This window comes from Niallia alba, from assembly GCF_012933555.1.
Taxonomy (GTDB): Bacteria; Bacillota; Bacilli; order Bacillales; family Cytobacillaceae; genus Niallia; species Niallia alba.
In genome coordinates this window covers 1595811-1614427 of sequence record NZ_JABBPK010000001.1, presented here as the reverse complement: position 1 = coordinate 1614427, position 18617 = coordinate 1595811, and the positions used below count along the sequence as shown (strand labels likewise).

Sequence of the window (18617 nt, the reverse complement as noted above, 5' to 3'; positions counted from 1 at the left end):
TACTCATACAAGAATGTGCCTCTTTCTCTACTAATTTGAAACTATCTTATTCCCAAATCTCTTTTGCCACATCAACAATGTATTTCAATTTATTCCATTGCTCTTCTTCTGTTAATTTATTTCCATGGTGAGTAGAAGCAAATCCACATTGTGGACTAATGCAAAGCTGTTCAAGAGAAACATATTTAGATGCTTCCTCTACACGTGTTTTGATCGCCTCTTTATCCTCTAATTCTCCAGTTTTCGAAGTAAATACACCTAAAACTACTTGTGCTCCACCATTTGGAACAAACTCAAGCGGTTTGAAACCACCAGAGCGCTCATCATCATACTCTAAAAAGAAACCATCTACTTTTTCCTTTGCAAAAAAGCTAGGGGCAATTTTATCGTATGGACCTTCAAATGCCCAAGCAGATTGATAGTTTCCACGGCAAAGGTGGGTTGTCACTATTAGGTCTTCTGGTTTTCCTTCTAGAACTCCATTAACTACACTTAAGGCTAAATCGATTAATTCTTGTCTTTCTAGCTCACTTTTTGCAAATGGTAGTTCTGGTGCACAAAGCCCTGCGATGTATACATCATCAAATTGTAAATAACGACAACCAGCCTCATAAAATGCTTGCACCGCATCCCGATAGGCTTGGATAATATCTTTCGCAAAATCATCAATTTCTGGATAAATTTCTTCATTGCGGATGCCTGCATTGAAAAATTGATTTGGACTTGGAATGGTCATTTTTGCGACTGCACGGTCTCCAACAATCTCATAGAATTCCTTAAAATCTTTTAAATGTGGGTGATCAGGATCAAAAGATACTTTTCCTATAACACGTACATCATACGCTTCTGTTTCAACCCCTTTAAATTTGTAACCATGGTCAGGTACATAGCCTTCTACTCCATTTAAATGCTCCATGAAATCAGTATGCCAGAAGCGGCGGCGGAACTCGCCATCTGTAACTGCCTGAAGACCAACTTCAATTTGCTTGTCTACAATTCGTTTGATTTCTTCCGTTTCAACTGTACGTAGTTCCTCAGCTGTAATAGCTCCTTCAGCAAACTTCTTTCTAGCATCATGAATTGATTGAGGACGAAGTAAACTTCCTACATGGTCTGCTCTGAATGGTGCTTTAATAATTGTTTTTGTCATTTGAATCCCTACCTCCTTAAATTTCTTTTCTCTTTTTAATTTTAGATTTTTCAGAAAAACGCATTTGTAATTATGTATAGAAAAATCTTTTTTGTGGCTTTTACAACTCTAAAATCCACAATTCTTTACTAATTATAAGTAAATGTAACATGAAAACAAATATTCTGAAATACATAAAATTTCAACTCTTAAGATTATTTAAAACTTTTCTAGTAATTCTACACTATTTCTTATAAGAATACTAGATAATAGAAATAGAAAATAGAAGCAAATTTAAATGGCTATTTACAGCAATTCCCACTTTACTTTTTTTTCCAAAAATAAGTAATTTCACTCAGATAAAACGCTTACATTTAAGAATAAAGAACCATTGCTAATCTCCTTTGAAGTTTTTACACTATTGTTATATTGGAAAATAATATGTATTCAAGGGGGAAAGTGAATGAGTAATTTGGCCAAAGATGCAAAAAAGCAATCGGAGCCTTACGATTTCGTACAAATTGCCAATAGCTCTAAATTTAAACAATTAATGTCCCAAAAGAAAAGATTTCTAATACCTCTAACAGTCTTCTTCTTACTCTTTTATTTTATGTTGCCTATTTTAACTTCTTACACGACTATCTTAAATAAACCTGCAATTGGATCCATCACATGGACATGGGTATATGCGTTTGCACAATTTATTATGACTTGGGTGCTATGTATGATTTATGTCCGAAAAGCAATAAAATTTGATCATTTAGCTGCTGAGATTGTGGAAGAAAATAAGCTGGAAGGAGCTAAAAATGAATGAATCCAATCGCCTTAATGTTATTCGTCATTATTGTCGTTATTACCCTTATCATTACATATTGGGCAGCAAAAAGAACCAACACAACAAGTGAATTTTACACAGCTGGTGGTGGCTTAACCGGCTGGCAAAATGGGTTGGCCATTGCTGGTGATTATTTATCTGCTGCCTCATTTCTTGGCATTGCAGGAGCCATTGCATTAACTGGTTTTGATGGATTCTTCTATTCCATCGGATACTTAGTAGCATATTTAGTTGTTCTTTATATTGTTGCCGAGCCACTAAGAAATTTAGGCAAATATACCATTGCCGATATGATAAATGCCCGCTTTGATCAGAAAAAAGTGAGAGGGGTGGCTGCACTAAGTACGATTACCATCGTAATCTTTTACATGATCGCCCAATTAGTTGGAGCCGGTGCGCTTATACAGCTATTATTAGGTATCGATTATTGGCTGGCTGTCTTAATTGTAGGGGTAATGATGACCATTTATGTATTATTCGGCGGTATGACTGCTACAAGCTGGGTACAAATCATTAAAGCCGTCCTCTTAATGCTTGGAACAGTTGTCATCTCCTTCCTTGTCCTTGCAAAATTCAACTTTAACATCCTTACAATGTTTGACGAAATCAAAACACTTACACCATTAGGAGAAAAATATATTAATCCTGGCGTGAAGTATACAAATTCTCTTGATACTATCTCCATGATGGCGGCACTTGTTTTGGGAACTGCAGGTCTTCCTCATATTTTAATGCGTTTCTTTACCGTAAAGGATGCAAAAACAGCTAGAAGCTCTGTTGTAACGGCAACTTGGGTGATTGGTATTTTCTATATCTTAACCATCTTTCTAGGCTTTGGAGCTGCTGCTTTTGTTGGCGCTGCTGATATTATGGAAGCTAATACAGCTGGGAATATGGCGGCTCCATTATTGGCACATGCGCTTGGTGGTGACTTCCTCATGAGTTTTGTTTCTGCTGTGGCATTTGCGACCATTTTAGCTGTTGTTGCAGGACTTGTTTTATCAGGCGCTTCTGCTTTTGCCCATGATATTTACGGACAAATTATAAAAAAAGGCAAGGTAACAGAAAAACAACAAATGAAAGCTGCACGCTATGCTTCTGTTGCTGTAGCCATTCTTTCTATTATCCTTGCACTATTTGCCCAAAAAATGAATGTAGCCTTTCTTGTATCCCTTGCATTTTGTGTAGCAGCCAGTGCCAATTTACCAGTTATTATTTTTACAATCTACTGGAAAAAATTCAATACAGCTGGTGCTATTACTGGTGTAATAACTGGATTAGTTACTGCGTTAGTATTAGTAGCAATTAGCCCAAGTGTACTAAATCCAGATCCTGGTGTCGCTATTTTAACAGGAACTGCTATATTCCCGTTAACAAATCCAGCTATCGTTTCTATTCCTGCAGGTTTCCTTGGAGCATTTATTGGGACTATTCTTTCCACTAAACGAGACGAGAAAAAATATGCAGAAGTGATTGTAAAAGCGAATACAGGAATGAAGTAAGAAATGGAGACTGACTCTATGTAACAATAGTAGAGTCAGTCTCCATGTTTCCCGGGAAATAAAATGACAAAAAGCGCCAAAAATCGATTTGTTTTCAGCACCTTTCTTACTCATTTAGTTCCATAATACCCGTCAGTCATTTCCCCTCCACTATGTCTGCAAACTCCTCTAACGTAGTAGAATGCTTAATATAAACTCTAGGCAATAAATAGTGTTCATTCTTTATTCCCTTTTCTAAATATAATTCCGGAGTTGTCGTTAATCCAAAAGAATAGTACTTCTTTACTTCATCAATTGTTTTAGAATCAATATTTCCATATGGATAAGAAAGAGCAATAACTTCCTTTCCTGTTATTTTTTCGATTGTTTCTTTCGAATCTTTTAGTTCCTGTTTATAATCTGTCGTTTTCGTTAAATCAGGATGTGTGGCAGTATGAGATTGAACCGATATTAAACCAGAATCGGCTAATCTTTTTAACTCTGTATTAGATAACCTATTTGCATTTCCGATAAAATCTGTTATAACAAACATCGTTGCAGATGGGATAAAATGATTATTTTTTATCTTTTGGAAAATGTCATACACCTTTAAATTATTTTTATAGCCGTCATCCAAAGTAATGAAAATAGGCTTTTCCTTTGTATAAATATCCTGCCATTTTTCTAATGTTAACAAACTAAATCCATGATCACGCAAATAGATCATTTGTTTCTCAAAATTAGTAGGAGTGACATACAATTCTTTTGAACCTTGGCCATGGAATTCATCAATGGAATGATAAACCAAGATAGGTATCTTTCGTTGAGCCGATCCGATGGGTGGGAAAATAATAAATAGTAGGAAAAACATAATGGCGATTTTTTTCATCATAATCCTCTTTTACTTATATTTTGCTAAATGGAAGTTATCTTAGCTTTCCATTAATGGTTTAAACAACAAGATTAGTATGGTGAAAGCTCTTTAAACTATACGTTTAAAATTGATTTAATAATTGGCAAAGAACACTTACAATGATTTGTTATTTTTTACCACTCGCTAAATATTTTATAAACAACGAACCTAGGATTTTTTTCTTCATTTTATCCATCCTAATAGTAGGAGGTGTCATGATGTCAAGAGATCAAGTTCATGTTAACGTAGATCCAAATATGGATGGACCACGAGAAGGAGTTATTGCTGACGCTGATGGAGATCAATTAGGGATAAGCAGAGATACAGATTCAGAAACAACTGCATTTCATGTAAAGCAATTAAAAAAAGATCCTGAATTAGCAAAGTTCGATCAAACTTTTAAAGATAAATAATACTGGACAAAGTATCAAGCCGTATACCTTATTAATTTTATGGAGGAAGAAATGAATAGTTATTTGGATACGATGGTCACTAAAGTAAAAGATTCAATTGCCCAAGCTGCTGATTCGGTACGAAGAGGTTTTGTTGCCTTAAGCGGGGACACTTTTATATCTGTATGGGAACTAGCAGAATATATAAAAACACATAAAGAAACGAAAACAGAGAGCAAATATTTATTAGGAAATTATTATTATTTCAGCCATTTGCAAGAAAATGGCGTTCGGTACTATTTAGAAACGAACGGAGATTTTATATTGCAGGTAGATGCAACCACAAAAGATCAAATACTTGTTGCTTATCGCTCATACAAAGACAAACTATCTTTAAATACTCCCGTTAAATTCCCAAAAGTACACTGAAAAAACAAATAAACATTTTAAAAAAATAGCCCTGTAAGACTAAGAATAGCCAAACAGGACTATTTTATTATATTTCCTTTATAAAGGCTTCAACTTCTGCTTCTTTCGTTGCCCATGAAGTGACAAGTCGAATTGCAGAATGATCTTTATCAATTTTTTCCCAAATGTTGAATTGATAATTCTTCTGTAGCATTGTAATCTTTTCGTTAGAAAAAATCGGAAATACCTGATTAGTAGAAGATGGTGTTAAAAAGCGATAGCCTTTCTCTGCCAATGCTCTATTTAGTCTTTCTGCCATCTTATTAGCGTATTCAGCTAATTCGAAGAAGAGATCATCCTTAAATAGCTCATAAAATTGGATTCCCAACAATCTTCCTTTTGCTAGCATTGCTCCTTTTTGCTTAATATGATAACGAAAATCCGCCTTCAAGGAATCATTCTTTATCACTAAAGCTTCTCCCATTAATGCTCCATTTTTCGTACCACCAATGTAAAAAGCATCTAGTAATTTAGGAAAATCACTTAACACCAGATCATTGTCTTTTGCACAAAGAGCAGACCCTAGTCGCGCTCCATCCATATAGAAAATCAAATTGTTTATTTGACAAAATTGACTTAATTGTTCAAGCTCACTCTTTGAATAAATCGTTCCAATTTCAGTCGAATTAGATATGTATACTAACTTTGGCTTTACCATATGTTCATCCGTATGCTCATCAAGTACACTTTGCACTAAACTTGGTGTCAGCTTACCATGTTTTGCATCAACAGTAATAACTTTATGACCTGTTGCTTCAATGGCTCCTGTTTCATGAACAAAAATATGCCCAGTACTTGCGGCAATTGCCGCTTCATGTGGTCTTAAAAAGGCAGATATGGCAATCAGATTTGTTTGCGTTCCTCCAACTAAGAGATGAACATCTACCTCATCACTATTCATTTTAGCTTTCAAAACTTCTGCTGCTTTGTTTGTAAAGGAATCTTGCCCATATCCTATTTCTTGTTGTAAATTGGATTCTACTAATGCTTGTAAAATTCTAGGATGCGCTCCTTCACTGTAATCATTATTAAAACTATACATGGACATTGCCTCCTTATTTTAAAAATATTTTCTCATACAAAGATTCGTGTTGTCAGTAAATATTTTTTACTTCTAATTAAAAAGTACCAAACACCTCTAAATAAATCCTAAGGTGTTTGGCACTTTTTATTCATTATTGTATTTCATCTAACAAAATAATCGCTTCTGATTTGGAATTAACTTTAAGTAATTTTTCTCTAAAGTTCTCATCCATTAATTTACGTGATAACATTTGCAATATTTTCAAATGAGCGTCGCCTGCACTTTGTTCTGGTACAGCAATCATAAAGATTAATTTAGCGTCTGTCCCATCTAAACTATTCCAGTCCACACCACTTCGCTTTATTCCAAAAGCAACCGCAGGACGTTTAACTGCATTCGACTTTCCATGTGGAAGCGCGATGTTCATTCCTAAACCGGTAGAACTTTGTGCCTCTCGCTCTAAAATAGCTTTTTTATATTCTTCCTTGGAGTATAATATACCAGCTTTTTCAAACTTTTGAATGAGCTCATCTATTACCTCATCTTGTGTTTCTCCTAGTAAATCTGTAGAAATTAATTCTTCGCTTACAATGTCTGTTAATTTCGTTATTTCAACCGCTTCGTCTGTCTCTTCTTTTGTTGCTGCAACTTCTCTTTTATCCGTTCCCTTTTTCACCGGAACATCAACAGCCACTTCTTTTTTCAATGCATTGACCATGAAGGCAGTAACTAATACCCCAACGATTGCCGCAATAAAAAACATAACTACATTATCTACTGCACCTAATATGGCTACAATTGGACCACCATGTGCTACTTTATTACCTACATTTCCAATCATGGCAATAACAGAACCAACCATTGAACCAGCCATAATACTAGGAATTACACGTAATGGATCTTGAGCAGCAAATGGAATTGCTCCTTCTGTAATACCAAACAGTCCCATGGTAAATGACGCTTTCCCTGCCTCCCTTTCATTTGGAAGGTACTTCTTCTTGTTTATAAATGTCGCAAGTCCCATTCCAATTGGTGGTATACCGATTGCAACTGCAATTGGTCCCATAATCTCATAGTTACCTTCTGCAATCATTGCTGACCCAAACAAGAATGCAACTTTATTAAATGGACCACCCATATCTACGGCAATCATCGCTCCAAGAATAAGTGCTAATAAAATGGAACTTGCTCCTTGCATGCCTGCTAGCATACTAGTTAATCCTTCAAAAACTTGTGCTACAGGAGCTCCTATAACAAAAATGAATAATAGTCCAACAATAACAGATGATACAATTGGGATAAAAATAATTGGCATGACTGGTTGTATTGCTTTTGGGACTTTAATCTTTTTAATACCTAATGCAATATAACCCGCTAAGAAACCGGCAATAATTCCTCCAATAAACCCTGCACCAGCTTCACTGCCGTAAAAACTACCGTTCGCAGCAATATAACCACCGATCATCCCAGGTACAAGTCCTGGACGGTCTGCTATACTTACGGCAATAAATCCAGCTAAAATTGGTACCATAAACATAAAGGCTGTGCCACCAAGACTTTCAATCTGTTTCCAAATCGAATCTTCTGGTATGACTATTCCCCCTGGTGTTTGTTCCCCGCCAAGTGTAAGGGCAAGTGCGATCAGCAAACCGCCGACAACAATAAATGGAACCATATAAGATACACCATTCATTAAATGCTTATAAATGGGATTTTCTTTTGATTTTCGTTCTCCTTTTATTTCATCAGCTGATTTTAATTCTGCTCGATATACTGGTACATCTCCATTTTGAAGTCTTTTAATTAATTCATGTGGATTGCGAATCCCTTCTTTAACACCAGCAATAATGACTTTTTTACCAATAAAGCGCTCTTTTGGAACTTCTTTATCTGCTGCAATAATAATGCCATCCGCTTCTTTTATATCTTGTTCTGTTAAAGCATTTTCCACACCAATAGAGCCTTGGGTTTCTACTTTAATATCTACACCCAATTCTTCCCCAGCCTTTTGGAGATTTTCTGCTGCCATATATGTGTGAGCAATACCAACTGGACAAGCCGTAATCGCTAAAATCTTCATGATATTCCCTCCTAAAACTTTTCATACGCCTTATGTAATTGCTTACATTTTGATCATAAACCTATGTTCCTATTCTAATAATCTTAATTTTTACCAGACTTGTGGTAAAAAATAATTATTTATAAGAATCTTTTATTGAATATAGTCAAGGACACTTTTGACGTCTGTTAGTTTCGCTATTCTGTTTGAAAACTCAAGATTTTCACTGTAGGATGCGAGTTGCCCAATCACTGCTCGATTTAGGTTTTGATCTTGTTTTGAGATAGCTAACAGAAATATGACAGCAACATATTCATTTCCCCATTGAATTGGTTCTTTTAAAATTGCGACTGCGATCGAAGACTGAATGACCATTTCTGGATCACCATGAGGAATAGCGATATTCCCCCCTATTGCTGTAGCTGACTTTCTTTCTCTATTAAGCGCACTATGAATAAATTCCTTCTCAATCAGCCCTTTTTGGAACAATAGATTCCCTAACATTTCAATTACTTCATATGGATGACCTTTATCAATTTCCAACTGTACTAAGTCACCACGAACTAGTTTTGACAGTTGTTTACTATCTTTACGGTTGCTTTCTTGATTCGCTTCGACTTGTTGGAGAAATTGGTTCAGTTTATCCTTATCTTTTTCTTCTAGTAAGGGAGAAATAACTACATAGGGAACAGGAAGCTCTTTAAGAGAGACAGTAGAAATAATAAAGTCAATATTATTATTTTTTAAAAATTCATCGATAGATTTCTTGCCAATACAAGCCAATATATGAATATCTGCATAATGTTGTTTAATTTTCGCTTCCAACAAGTGGGAAATCCCCACTCCAAGATGGCAAACGATAAGCGAATTTTTCATTTTTCCGCTATTACCTTCTAATCGCTCAATCGAGGCTTGAAAATGAAGTACTAGGAATGCTGCTTCGTCTTCAGGTACATCTAAATCATACGTGTTTTTAATTTCTTCTAAAGCAAAAATCACCATATTAAACATATAGGGATACATTTTCTTTATGTCTGCTAAAAGAGGGTTACTAACCGGAAAACCATATTTCATGCGGCTGATAACAGAATACATGTGAACAGCCAGCCCTTCCGTAAGAATGGAATCCTTTTCAAAAGAATAAGCAGTTAATTCACTTAACCTTTCCGTTAGGTTATGAATAATACCAAGCAATTGAGCATCTTGAAAAAAAGCATGCTCTTCTAAGTCCCCTACCCTTTTGCCACTAATTAAATGCCAAGTAAAATAGATGCATTCATTCTCTGGAAATTTCATAGAAAAAGAATTTTCCAATTGCTTAAAGAACATGCCTGCCCATTCGTATTCTTTATAATCTTTAACATAGGCTTTATCTTTCTCTATTACCGTAATAGGTGATTTTTGTCGTGTTCGCTTCACAATAATAAGTGCATGAACAACTAAACTATCGAATGTTTCATCCATAAATTGAATTTCAAAGTAATTTTGCATTTTTTGTAAAGCTTGTTTAACGGAAGTAATTTCATATGGTAAAAACAAATCAAGAACATAATTTTTTTCAACAAAAACAGAAGACAATAGCTGCGATAGATGGGCTAAAGCACTTCTTCTCTGAAATTCTGTGCCAAGAAGGATATTTCCCAATCGAGGCTTGGAAATCAGTTCTAATCCATAATCGGCCAACCATTTTTCAATAATTTCCATTTCTTTTTTTATCGTGGTCTTTGGTGCATAATAGCGTTCTGCTAAACTTTGTAAAGTAATTGGATTCTGTGAAACAAGTAATAAATAAGCAATCTCAACTATCCGCTCTTCCATTGCTTTCTGGTTATTGAAAAATAATTGTTGTAGAAGACCAGACCTGTCTTCTCTGTTAATTTCAAGAGTTATGCCTATTCCCGGCTGACGTTTTAGTTTTGCACTGGGGAATTTATTTAATAGTTGTTCTATCTTACCTAAATCATTACGCACGGTTTTTTCTGAACAGGCTAATCGTTCGGAAAGCTCCATTATATTCCAAGTTTCCCCTTCATTTGAAAGTAAAGTTTGAAGTAGAACTTTTTGTCTATCGTTCATTTAAAACACCTACTTTTATTTATCAATAAAAAGTGTAGCTTATTGGATAGACGAATTCAATTTTATTTTTTCTAGAGTATTAGAAATTAAATGGTAGACTTAAAATATTTGTTATCTTTACAAGTTCAACGCTATTCCCTTTTGTTAAAAGGTGGGTTGGAACGAAAATAATCACTAAAAAAAGGACTACTACTAATAACACTTAAGTGGCAGTCCTTTTGCAGTTTATTTTGATATAAACATTTGTGTCCAATAGTTTCCGCTTTGGTAATAACCTACGCCAATTTGTGTAAAGCTTTTGCTTAGTATATTGGCGCGGTGACCACTGGAGTTCATCCAAGCCTGAACAACCGCTTGGGCACTTGTTTGTCCTTGGGCAATATTTTCTCCAGCAGATTTATAACTAATTCCATATGCTTTCATCATATCAAATGGTGATCCGTATGTTGGACTTGTATGACTAAAATATTTTTTTTGCGCCATATCCATTGATTTATCTCTTGCTACGCGCGATAATTCCCAGTTTTCTGTCAATGCAGGAAGGCCATTTTTTTGCCGCTCCACATTGCAAAGTCTAATGACTTCACGTTCTACTGTTTTAATAGAATCGATATTAGGAATCGTTAATTTTTGATTAGGATAAATTAAACTAGGGTTTGAAATGTGCGGGTTTGCAGCAATAATTTCTCGTAAGCCGATTTGATATTTCACCGCTATTTTCCACATGGAATCTCCGCTTTTAACGGTATATGTATCAGCGAATACCATCGTTGGAAGTGTTACTAAACATAAAAATAAACTAACCATTGCCATTATTTTTTTCATATTCTTTCACCTCCTTCAGAATAATAAGTTGTACACAAAATTTCTTTCTTATCCTGCTTTTAGTAATTTTTTTCATTTTTTCTTTGCATATAATGAACTTCATTCAAATAAAGACCTAACTGACGATCAATACCAAAAAAGCAGAAATCAGCTTTTTACAAAAGCTAATTTCTGCTTAATTTTAACCTTATTGTCCAGCATGTTTTTTCCTGCGAATAATAACTAAAAGACTAACTCCAACCATTAAAATAATGATACCAGCTAAAAGATATGTTCCATTATTTGTAGCTGTGTTTGGCAATGAATTTTCGGATTTTTCGCCACCATTTTCCACCTTATCGTCTGTACTACCATCAACTTCTTTATCAGAACCATCAGGCTTTTCATCTGTATCAGCCGGAGTCTCTTGTTCTGGAGTATCTGGATCGATGGAATCATCTGGATTTTCAGGTGTAGTTGGATTAGGTGTGTCCACATCTGGATCTCCTGCTGTATCCTCTTTCTCTGTTTTAATAACAACAGTAGTTAGTGGATCAAGTGTGATTTTGTCTGCTGCTAATGTAAAACCACTTTTCTCTGTAACAGCGTCCTTTCCAGCTTCATTGTTATCAACTACTACTTTAAAGTCTGTTAAATCTTCACTTAAGGATAACTCTCTTGATTTTGTATCGCCATTCATAAATACATAGTAACTGCCTGTATTATCTGTTGATTCATTTTTATAGGCGATCACAAGGTCCTCTTCCTCTATTTCTTTTGCTTCAACCATGGTTACATTGGAATCCACTAGGCTTTTTTCGCCTAATCGAAATGCATTGGATGATTTTCTTAATTCAATCAATCCCTTTGTAAACTCCATCGTTTCATTATTAACAGCGTATTCTTCTTTATTGGTTGCTTTTGACCAATCAAACATATTAATTGCATCAGATGAATCGTATGAATCATGAACAAAATAACCAAACACCTTGCCATTCTCATCTGTAAAGGCATCGTATTTTTGCTCTGGAACGCCTTCCCCTAACCATTGCTTTGTTCTGCCATATTCTTGTCCAGCATGTAAAAATGCTGTTCCTTGTGAAGTGAGAATTAACGAATTACCAAGACGAATACGTTTATGAATTTCCAAATCATTTTCCGGAACTGCTGGATCTTTTTTCAATGCTTTTGCAATAATATCGTATAACGGCAAATTATCATGTGCTTCAATATATTGCACCATGTCTCCTGGATCATCTGCCGGTGTATTAGATGGTTGTGCTTTTATATTATTAAATATCGTTTGAATATCACGAGCTCCACCAGTAATAAAGCGCGGCTCTCCTTCTGATCCAAATCCAGATTTCAGTTCATTTCTTATTTCATCAGAGAATACGCCAACATCATCAGTCTTATTCATCCAGTCTTGATCCGCACCTTTTCCTGCTAAAGACGGATCTGCTAAATGTCCAGAGAATGTTCTCCAGCCTTCTCCAATAAAGAGTGCATCTGGATTGATGGCTACAGCTTCATCATAAGCCTTTTGGACAGCTTCATATGTTGCATCCCCCATCATATCCCATCTCATTCCATCAATTTTAAATTCACGGAACCAATATTTAACTGAATCAACCATTAATTTTTCAGCCATTTTATGATTTGTTGCTAAGTTATTTCCAAACCCGCCGACAAATTTACCATTGCTATCTTGGAAAAAATAATAGTCTGGAACAATATCATTTAAAAGACTTGCATTGGACATATGTGTATATACAACATCTAATACTACTCCCATTCCAGCATCGTGAATAGCATTAATAAGTTCCTTTAATTCTTTAATACGAAGCTCAGGATCTTTTGGATTCTCCGAATAAGCACCATCTGGAGAGAAATAGTTATGAGGATCATAGCCCCAATTATATTCATTTCCTGCTGCTGAATACTCTAATTCTCTTTCTCCCATTTTTGTTTCATCGCCCCAATACCAAGCATTAACTGGTAAAAGCTGAATATGTGTAACACCTAATGACTTAATATAGTCCAGCTTATCCATAAATGCTTTATAAGTTCCCCAGCGACCATTTAATTCCGTTTGAATTGTCGGGTCGGAAGTAAAGTCACGAATATGAGCTTCCCATATAATGGCATCTTCACGTTTTTCATATCCAGCAATGTTCGCACCATTAAAGTTCGCTGGATTTGTTTGACTTAGATCCACAATTGCTGCCTTACCAACTGTATCACCATCGCTGCCAACTTTTCCCTCTGTGTTCACAGTAAAAGCAGCCATTGATTTAGCATAAGGATCTAAAACTTTTGATATTTTCCCGTCATTTGTTACTTCATATTGGTAGTAATATCCTCTTACATTGTTGACCCCCAGCTCTTTTGCCTCTGCTTCCACACTCCAAACACCTTTGTCACCTTGTACTAAATCTAAACTACCAATTTTCTTAGCAGCATCATTTTTATCATAAAAAATTGCAGTAACTTTTGTTGCCTTTGGCGCCCATAATTTTAACGTTGCGTCCCCATTATGATAAGTAGCCCCTAAATCGTCGCCCTCATAGAAATAATTTTCATCTAACATTTTCCATCCAGATTTAACTGTTACTGATCTTCCTTGATAAGAGATCGTAAAAGGTCCTTGTTCCGCATCAAAAACACCTTTTATTTCCACTGTTGTTTCATTGGCAATTTTCACTTCATTAAAATCAATTGCTTCTTGATTTTTGTCAACAATAGTTAATCCTTTTACTAACTCTTCTTCTGCAAGACCTTTTGTACTGGAAAAAGTTAATTGGATTGTTGTGTCAGACAATAATTCGCCAGATACTAAATCAGTTGGCGATTCCCAGTATGGTGAAATATAAACTTGATCATCTTCATTCTTAATCCATAAATGATCGTATTCCTCCAATAATGCGAACCCTTTATCCCCGCCAATTTTTTCTCCATTTTCACGGTTTACAATAAGAAAGCCAATCTTCTTTGCATCTTCTTTCACTTTTACATCGACATAAGCACCATAGCGATCACTTTTTTCTAATGCTACGGCATCAAGCGGCCAATTTGCAGAAGGAGACTCTACATCTTCCCACAGCCACAGCCCTAACTTTTCATAGTTTTGATCTTCTCTTTGATAATGAATTCTGATTGTGTTCTCAGGTAAAGCTACTGGCTCAAATAGATGGACCGTATCCGCTCCTTCCTTTATCCATATTTCATTCAACGACGGATTGCTTATGGTAACTGCCTTATCTCCGCCCTCTTTCTCTCCATTTGTTCTGTTTACTACTAGAAATCTAACCTTCCTAGCATCTTCTTTCAATGGAATATCAATATATGTACCATACTCATCTTGTTGTTCTTTTTCAAAAGCCACAGCTCCTTGTGGCCAATTAGCAGTTGGAGATTCTACATCTTCCCACAGCCATAATCCTAGATCTTGATAGTTATTATCCTTGTTTTGATAGTGTATTCTTAATGTGTGTTCAGGTATGTCTTTTCCATCTGCGTTCTCTGCTTTTACACTCGGTTGATCGAACGCAAATCCTCTTGTGGTCAACACAAGAACAAATACAGTTAGAATAATGAGCAATTTCCTTAACCATTGGTTCATTCCCTTTCCTCCTATTCAAAAATATAAGCAACCTGTTCATTTTAAAATTTATATTCCTACAATGGTTGCTTGCGTAATAAAATATTTACCTATAAAATAAGCCACTAACAAAAGTAAACGCTTTCTTTCTATGTGCGATTATAAATATAGTAGATTAAGAGTGTCAATGATCCTTTTAATTGTTCACGGTAACAGAATTTCCAGCTAGAAACATACAGGCATTCAGACTTATAAAATATACATAAAAAGGAAGACTTAGATAGGGATTAAATCTAATAGATAGAAGGGGATACAATAACTAATTAATCGTTTTTTGTTTACGACTTTAGAAAGACATCATGGGGATTGGATACGTTTTGTTTTGGCTGATATCTTTGCCACGTTGGCTGATTTATCTTTATTTTGGCTGATATCTATGCTCCGTTGGCTGATTTATCTTTGTTTTGGCTGATATCCATGCCACGTTGGCTGATTTATCTTTGTTTTGGCTGATATCTATGCTCCGTTGGCTGATTTATCTTTATTTTGGCTGATATCTATGCCACGTTGGCTGATTTATCTTTATTTTGGCTGATATCTATGCTCCGTTGGCTGATTTATCTTTATTTTGGCTGATATCTATGCTCCGTTGGCTGATTTATCTTTGTTTTGGCTGATATCTATGCTCGGTTGGCTGATTTATTTTTGTTTTGGCTGATATCTATGCCCGGTTGGCTGATTTATCTTTGTTTTGGCTGATATCTATGCCCGGTTGGCTGATTTATCTTTGTTTTGGCTGATATTTATGCTCAGTTGGCTGATTTATCTTTGTTTTGGCTGATATCTATGCCACGTTGGCTGATTTATCTTTATTTTGGCTGATATCTATGCCCCATTGGCTGATTTATCTTTATTTTGGCTGATATCTATGCTCCGTTGGCTGATTTATCTTTATTTTGGCTGATATCTATGCTCCGTTGGCTGATTTATCTTTGTTTTGGCTGATATCTATGCTCGGTTGGCTGATTTATCTTTATTTTGGCTGATATCTATGCCACGTTGGCTGATTTATCTTTATTTTGGCTGATATCTTTGCCACGTTGGCTGATTTATCTTTATTTTGGCTGATATCTTTGCCCCATTGGCTGATTTATTTTTGTTTTGGCTGATATCTATGCTCGGTTGGCTGATTTATCTTTATTTTGGCTGATATCTTTGCCACGTTGGCTGATTTATCTTTATTTTGGCTGATATCTTTGCCACGTTGGCTGATTTATCTTTATTTTGGCTGATATCTATGCCACGTTGGCTGATTTATCTTTATTTTGGCTGATATCTTTGCCACGTTGGCTGATTTATCTTTATTTTGGCTGATATCTATGCTCCGTTGGCTGATTTATCACTGTTTTTGGCTGATATCCATTCCCATTTGGCTGATTTATCTCTTTAAGAGCAAGGAATATCCTTCTCCTATTGCTATTTCACTGTCTGAATAGATAACTCGGTCAGTGAAAAATTCAGACAGTGACCTATCATTCAAAAAACGAAAATCTTAAGCTTATTATCTATTCAACTGCCACATATCCAGTTTCCGAGACTATCCTTTGCCCCTGCTCTGACAACATCCATTTTAAAAATCTATCAACTTGGGGAGAATCATTATCCTCCAGCGTAATTGCATAAAATTCATTAATGAAGGGATAGCTTCCATCTTTAATTGTTTCTATTGTAGGTGGAATTCCTTCAACCGAAATATTTTTTATTTTGCCATTACGAACCATCTCTTCTGAAAAATGACGGAAAGAAAAACCAATGGCATCACTCTTATTCTGATAATCTGCAGTTTCATTAATAATCCCTTCCATTGCACTTACAACATCTTTTGTGGGCGGATCCATTAATGGCTTTCCACCCATTACCCTTATCAATGCTGTTTGACTTCCACTTTCTGCTGGCCTTTGAAAGGCTCTTATTTTTTTCCGGTTTCCACCGACTTCCTTCCAGTTTGTTATTTTCCCAGAATAGATATCCTGTATTTGTTCCACGCTAAGTGTCTCTATTGGATTCTTCGCATGAACAAAAAAGATAAACGCTTCTCTTCCAATTGGCGTTAATTTTAATTGAACACCATGACTTTCTGCCAATTTATATTGTTGCTCTGAAGGCTTCGGTATAAATATGATGTCTGCCTCTTTATTTAACAATCTCTCAAATGCCTCACCTGTTTGGCTAGATACTACTTCGCTTTCTTCTATAGAATAATCTTTTTCTGGATATACGGCTTGAGCAAACCCAGCATATACTGGATAGAGAGCCGTTGAGCCATCTAACTTCGGAAGATTCCCTTCTATTTTTAAGGTGGATTCTTCATTTAATTGAACTACTTTTGTACCTTCAGAATATGGTATGTATTCCGTTAAATCTGCATCTTGACTACTGACAACCTCTAGACTTCTATCATATTTCACAAAAAGGATATGACCAATCACAATACTTATACTAATGATAAGGATAAATAGATTCGCTTTTTTTGCTGTTCTTTTCTGCCATACTTCAAAGATTGGTAGATTTACTGTCATAATAAAAAATAAAGTTACTATCGGTATAAGCCATAAATAAAACGTACTTGCTGTAAATAAGGATGTGAGGACCGTTAAGATAAACCCAATAAACCCGATACATCCCGTAATAACTATTGCTTGTAATATTTTCATTTTTTCTCCTTTATGCGTTTTTTTTCACTTTCAACAGAAAAATACCACTTTCTTCCTTAAAAACATCATCATAATGTTATATTATCATTTTAGTGTATTTTTACACCTTATTCAAGTGATTATTATTCTTTTTTTAAAATTGTGATTTAAACTGCATAAAAAAAGACGAGTCTCTGTGAAGAACTCATCCTTAAATATACCTTTTATATCAGCTTTCTTGAGCAGTATCGATCTTAAAATAATGGAATAATAAATATGATAGCCAAACACAATCGCGATGATGCCGAATATTTTCAATTAAGCCTTTTAATAGAACTGGATTTAGTGTTTCCTCTTCCAACTGCTCTGTAAGCAAAAGAAGAGATTCTTTCACATAGCGATCATCAACTTCTTCTATTTTCCCTTTTACTAGCTTTATTATTTCCTCTCCTGCAATATTTTCTTGCGTAACAGACTGATGTAACAACTGATATATATTTTCAGTGAAATATGGTGACTTTGTATGTGTAGCAAGAATATCTGTTTTCTCCACCAGCGATTTTGCAAGCATATGTAAATCAAAATCAATCCATTCATTATGACTTAATACAATATGAGTATAAGCATTAAGAAATCCTTTAATACTAAATACTAAATCATATTTAATTGATTGTTTTGATGAATCGTACACTTTTTCAATCATGTGCTCAATTGTTTTTTCCAGCAAATGATCATAGTAAGTAAATTTCTTAATAAATTCTTCATTAAACGAAAGCGCTTGCTCTTTAATGAATAGAGTTGCAAAACTGGAATTTTCTTTAAAGGTATAAAAGATCTCATAATAAAAATGATAAAGGATATCATCCACATGATTGACTGCATAGTCAAGTTTTGCAATGAACTGTTCCATAAAATAATCAACCAATGCCATAATCAGCTCATCCTTGGACTTAAAGGATAAGTAGAAGGCACCTTTTGAAATGCCACAATGATCCGTGATTTGTTGAACGGAAGTAGCCGCAAATCCCTGTTTTGCAAATAATTCTATTGATTTTTCCATAATCAGTTGTTTTTTTGCCATGTTCATACACTCCTATGCACTATTGATTGACATATGACTACTTAGTCATTTATTATAGGTA

The 18617-nt window shown here is 35.2% G+C and carries 13 protein-coding genes; 4 read left to right on the top strand and 9 right to left on the bottom strand.

What is annotated here, in order from left to right; translation table 11 throughout:
* Positions 1–46: 46 nt before the first annotated feature.
* Positions 47–1150 (bottom strand): 5-methyltetrahydropteroyltriglutamate--homocysteine S-methyltransferase, encoded by a 1104-nt coding sequence (locus HHU08_RS07835; RefSeq protein WP_169188192.1) that lies wholly within the window; start codon positions 1148–1150, stop codon positions 47–49.
* A 442-nt stretch (positions 1151–1592) separates the two neighbouring features.
* On the opposite strand from HHU08_RS07835, the gene HHU08_RS07830 reads away from it, so the two are divergent.
* The gene (locus HHU08_RS07830; RefSeq protein WP_169188191.1) at positions 1593–1943 is read left to right on the top strand and encodes a DUF485 domain-containing protein; all 351 of its coding nucleotides are present in this window, start codon (positions 1593–1595) and stop codon (positions 1941–1943) included.
* On the top strand, positions 1940–3466 hold the full coding sequence (locus HHU08_RS07825; RefSeq protein WP_169188190.1) for a solute symporter family protein: 1527 nt from the start codon (positions 1940–1942) through the stop codon (positions 3464–3466). The genes HHU08_RS07830 and HHU08_RS07825 overlap by 4 nt, the downstream gene beginning before the upstream one ends.
* A gap of 136 nt (positions 3467–3602) precedes the next feature.
* Here the strand turns inward: HHU08_RS07825 and HHU08_RS07820 are convergent, their stop codons facing one another.
* Positions 3603–4334: a polysaccharide deacetylase family protein gene (locus tag HHU08_RS07820; RefSeq protein WP_169189632.1), complete on the bottom strand. Its 732-nt coding sequence runs from the start codon at positions 4332–4334 to the stop codon at positions 3603–3605.
* A 239-nt stretch (positions 4335–4573) separates the two neighbouring features.
* On the opposite strand from HHU08_RS07820, the gene HHU08_RS07815 reads away from it, so the two are divergent.
* Together HHU08_RS07815 and HHU08_RS07810 are read left to right on the top strand one after the other, a co-directional pair.
* A complete protein-coding gene (locus HHU08_RS07815; protein WP_169188189.1) occupies positions 4574–4771 on the top strand; it encodes a hypothetical protein in 198 nt (65 codons plus the stop codon).
* Positions 4772–4822: 51 nt separating this feature from the next.
* Positions 4823–5179 carry a hypothetical protein gene (locus tag HHU08_RS07810; RefSeq protein ID WP_169188188.1) on the top strand — a complete coding sequence of 119 codons (357 nt, stop codon included), beginning with the start codon at positions 4823–4825 and terminating at the stop codon, positions 5177–5179.
* Positions 5180–5246: 67 nt separating this feature from the next.
* Here HHU08_RS07810 and HHU08_RS07805 read toward each other — a convergent pair whose 3' ends face one another.
* From HHU08_RS07805 to HHU08_RS07775, 7 genes are all read right to left on the bottom strand, one after another.
* Positions 5247–6260, bottom strand: a complete 1014-nt coding sequence (locus HHU08_RS07805; RefSeq protein WP_169188187.1) for a threonine aldolase family protein — start codon at positions 6258–6260, stop codon at positions 5247–5249.
* Between the two features lie 133 nt (positions 6261–6393).
* Positions 6394–8322 carry a PTS fructose transporter subunit IIABC gene (locus HHU08_RS07800; RefSeq protein ID WP_169188186.1) on the bottom strand — a complete coding sequence of 643 codons (1929 nt, stop codon included), beginning with the start codon at positions 8320–8322 and terminating at the stop codon, positions 6394–6396.
* Between the two features lie 132 nt (positions 8323–8454).
* Complete coding sequence (locus HHU08_RS07795; protein ID WP_169188185.1) at positions 8455–10377, bottom strand: BglG family transcription antiterminator; 1923 nt, start codon at positions 10375–10377, stop codon at positions 8455–8457.
* Positions 10378–10602: 225 nt separating this feature from the next.
* Positions 10603–11202 carry a SafA/ExsA family spore coat assembly protein gene (gene safA / locus HHU08_RS07790; RefSeq protein WP_016204493.1) on the bottom strand — a complete coding sequence of 200 codons (600 nt, stop codon included), beginning with the start codon at positions 11200–11202 and terminating at the stop codon, positions 10603–10605.
* A gap of 187 nt (positions 11203–11389) precedes the next feature.
* Positions 11390–14803, bottom strand: coding sequence for a pullulanase (locus HHU08_RS07785; RefSeq protein WP_169188184.1), 3414 nt, complete (start codon positions 14801–14803; stop codon positions 11390–11392).
* 1544 nt (positions 14804–16347) lie between these two features.
* Complete coding sequence (locus tag HHU08_RS07780; protein WP_048718730.1) at positions 16348–17496, bottom strand: PstS family phosphate ABC transporter substrate-binding protein; 1149 nt, start codon at positions 17494–17496, stop codon at positions 16348–16350.
* 208 nt (positions 17497–17704) lie between these two features.
* A complete protein-coding gene (locus HHU08_RS07775) occupies positions 17705–18556 on the bottom strand; it encodes a TetR/AcrR family transcriptional regulator (protein ID WP_048718732.1) in 852 nt (283 codons plus the stop codon).
* Positions 18557–18617: the final 61 nt, after the last annotated feature.

Bases quoted from the DNA above. Each gene is read 5' to 3' on its own strand.
- HHU08_RS07815 (WP_169188189.1), top strand. From the start codon at position 4,574: ATGATGTCAAGAGATCAAGTTCATGTTAACGTAGATCCAAATATGGAT.
- HHU08_RS07810 (WP_169188188.1), top strand. From the start codon at position 4,823: ATGAATAGTTATTTGGATACGATGGTCACTAAAGTAAAAGATTCAATT.
- HHU08_RS07785 (WP_169188184.1), bottom strand. From the start codon at position 14,803: ATGAACCAATGGTTAAGGAAATTGCTCATTATTCTAACTGTATTTGTT.
- HHU08_RS07835 (WP_169188192.1), bottom strand. From the start codon at position 1,150: ATGACAAAAACAATTATTAAAGCACCATTCAGAGCAGACCATGTAGGA.
- HHU08_RS07795 (WP_169188185.1), bottom strand. From the start codon at position 10,377: ATGAACGATAGACAAAAAGTTCTACTTCAAACTTTACTTTCAAATGAA.
- safA (WP_016204493.1), bottom strand. From the start codon at position 11,202: ATGAAAAAAATAATGGCAATGGTTAGTTTATTTTTATGTTTAGTAACA.
- HHU08_RS07825 (WP_169188190.1), top strand. From the start codon at position 1,940: ATGAATCCAATCGCCTTAATGTTATTCGTCATTATTGTCGTTATTACC.
- HHU08_RS07830 (WP_169188191.1), top strand. From the start codon at position 1,593: ATGAGTAATTTGGCCAAAGATGCAAAAAAGCAATCGGAGCCTTACGAT.
- HHU08_RS07805 (WP_169188187.1), bottom strand. From the start codon at position 6,260: ATGTATAGTTTTAATAATGATTACAGTGAAGGAGCGCATCCTAGAATT.
- HHU08_RS07780 (WP_048718730.1), bottom strand. From the start codon at position 17,496: ATGAAAATATTACAAGCAATAGTTATTACGGGATGTATCGGGTTTATT.
- HHU08_RS07820 (WP_169189632.1), bottom strand. From the start codon at position 4,334: ATGAAAAAAATCGCCATTATGTTTTTCCTACTATTTATTATTTTCCCA.
- HHU08_RS07775 (WP_048718732.1), bottom strand. From the start codon at position 18,556: ATGGCAAAAAAACAACTGATTATGGAAAAATCAATAGAATTATTTGCA.
- HHU08_RS07800 (WP_169188186.1), bottom strand. From the start codon at position 8,322: ATGAAGATTTTAGCGATTACGGCTTGTCCAGTTGGTATTGCTCACACA.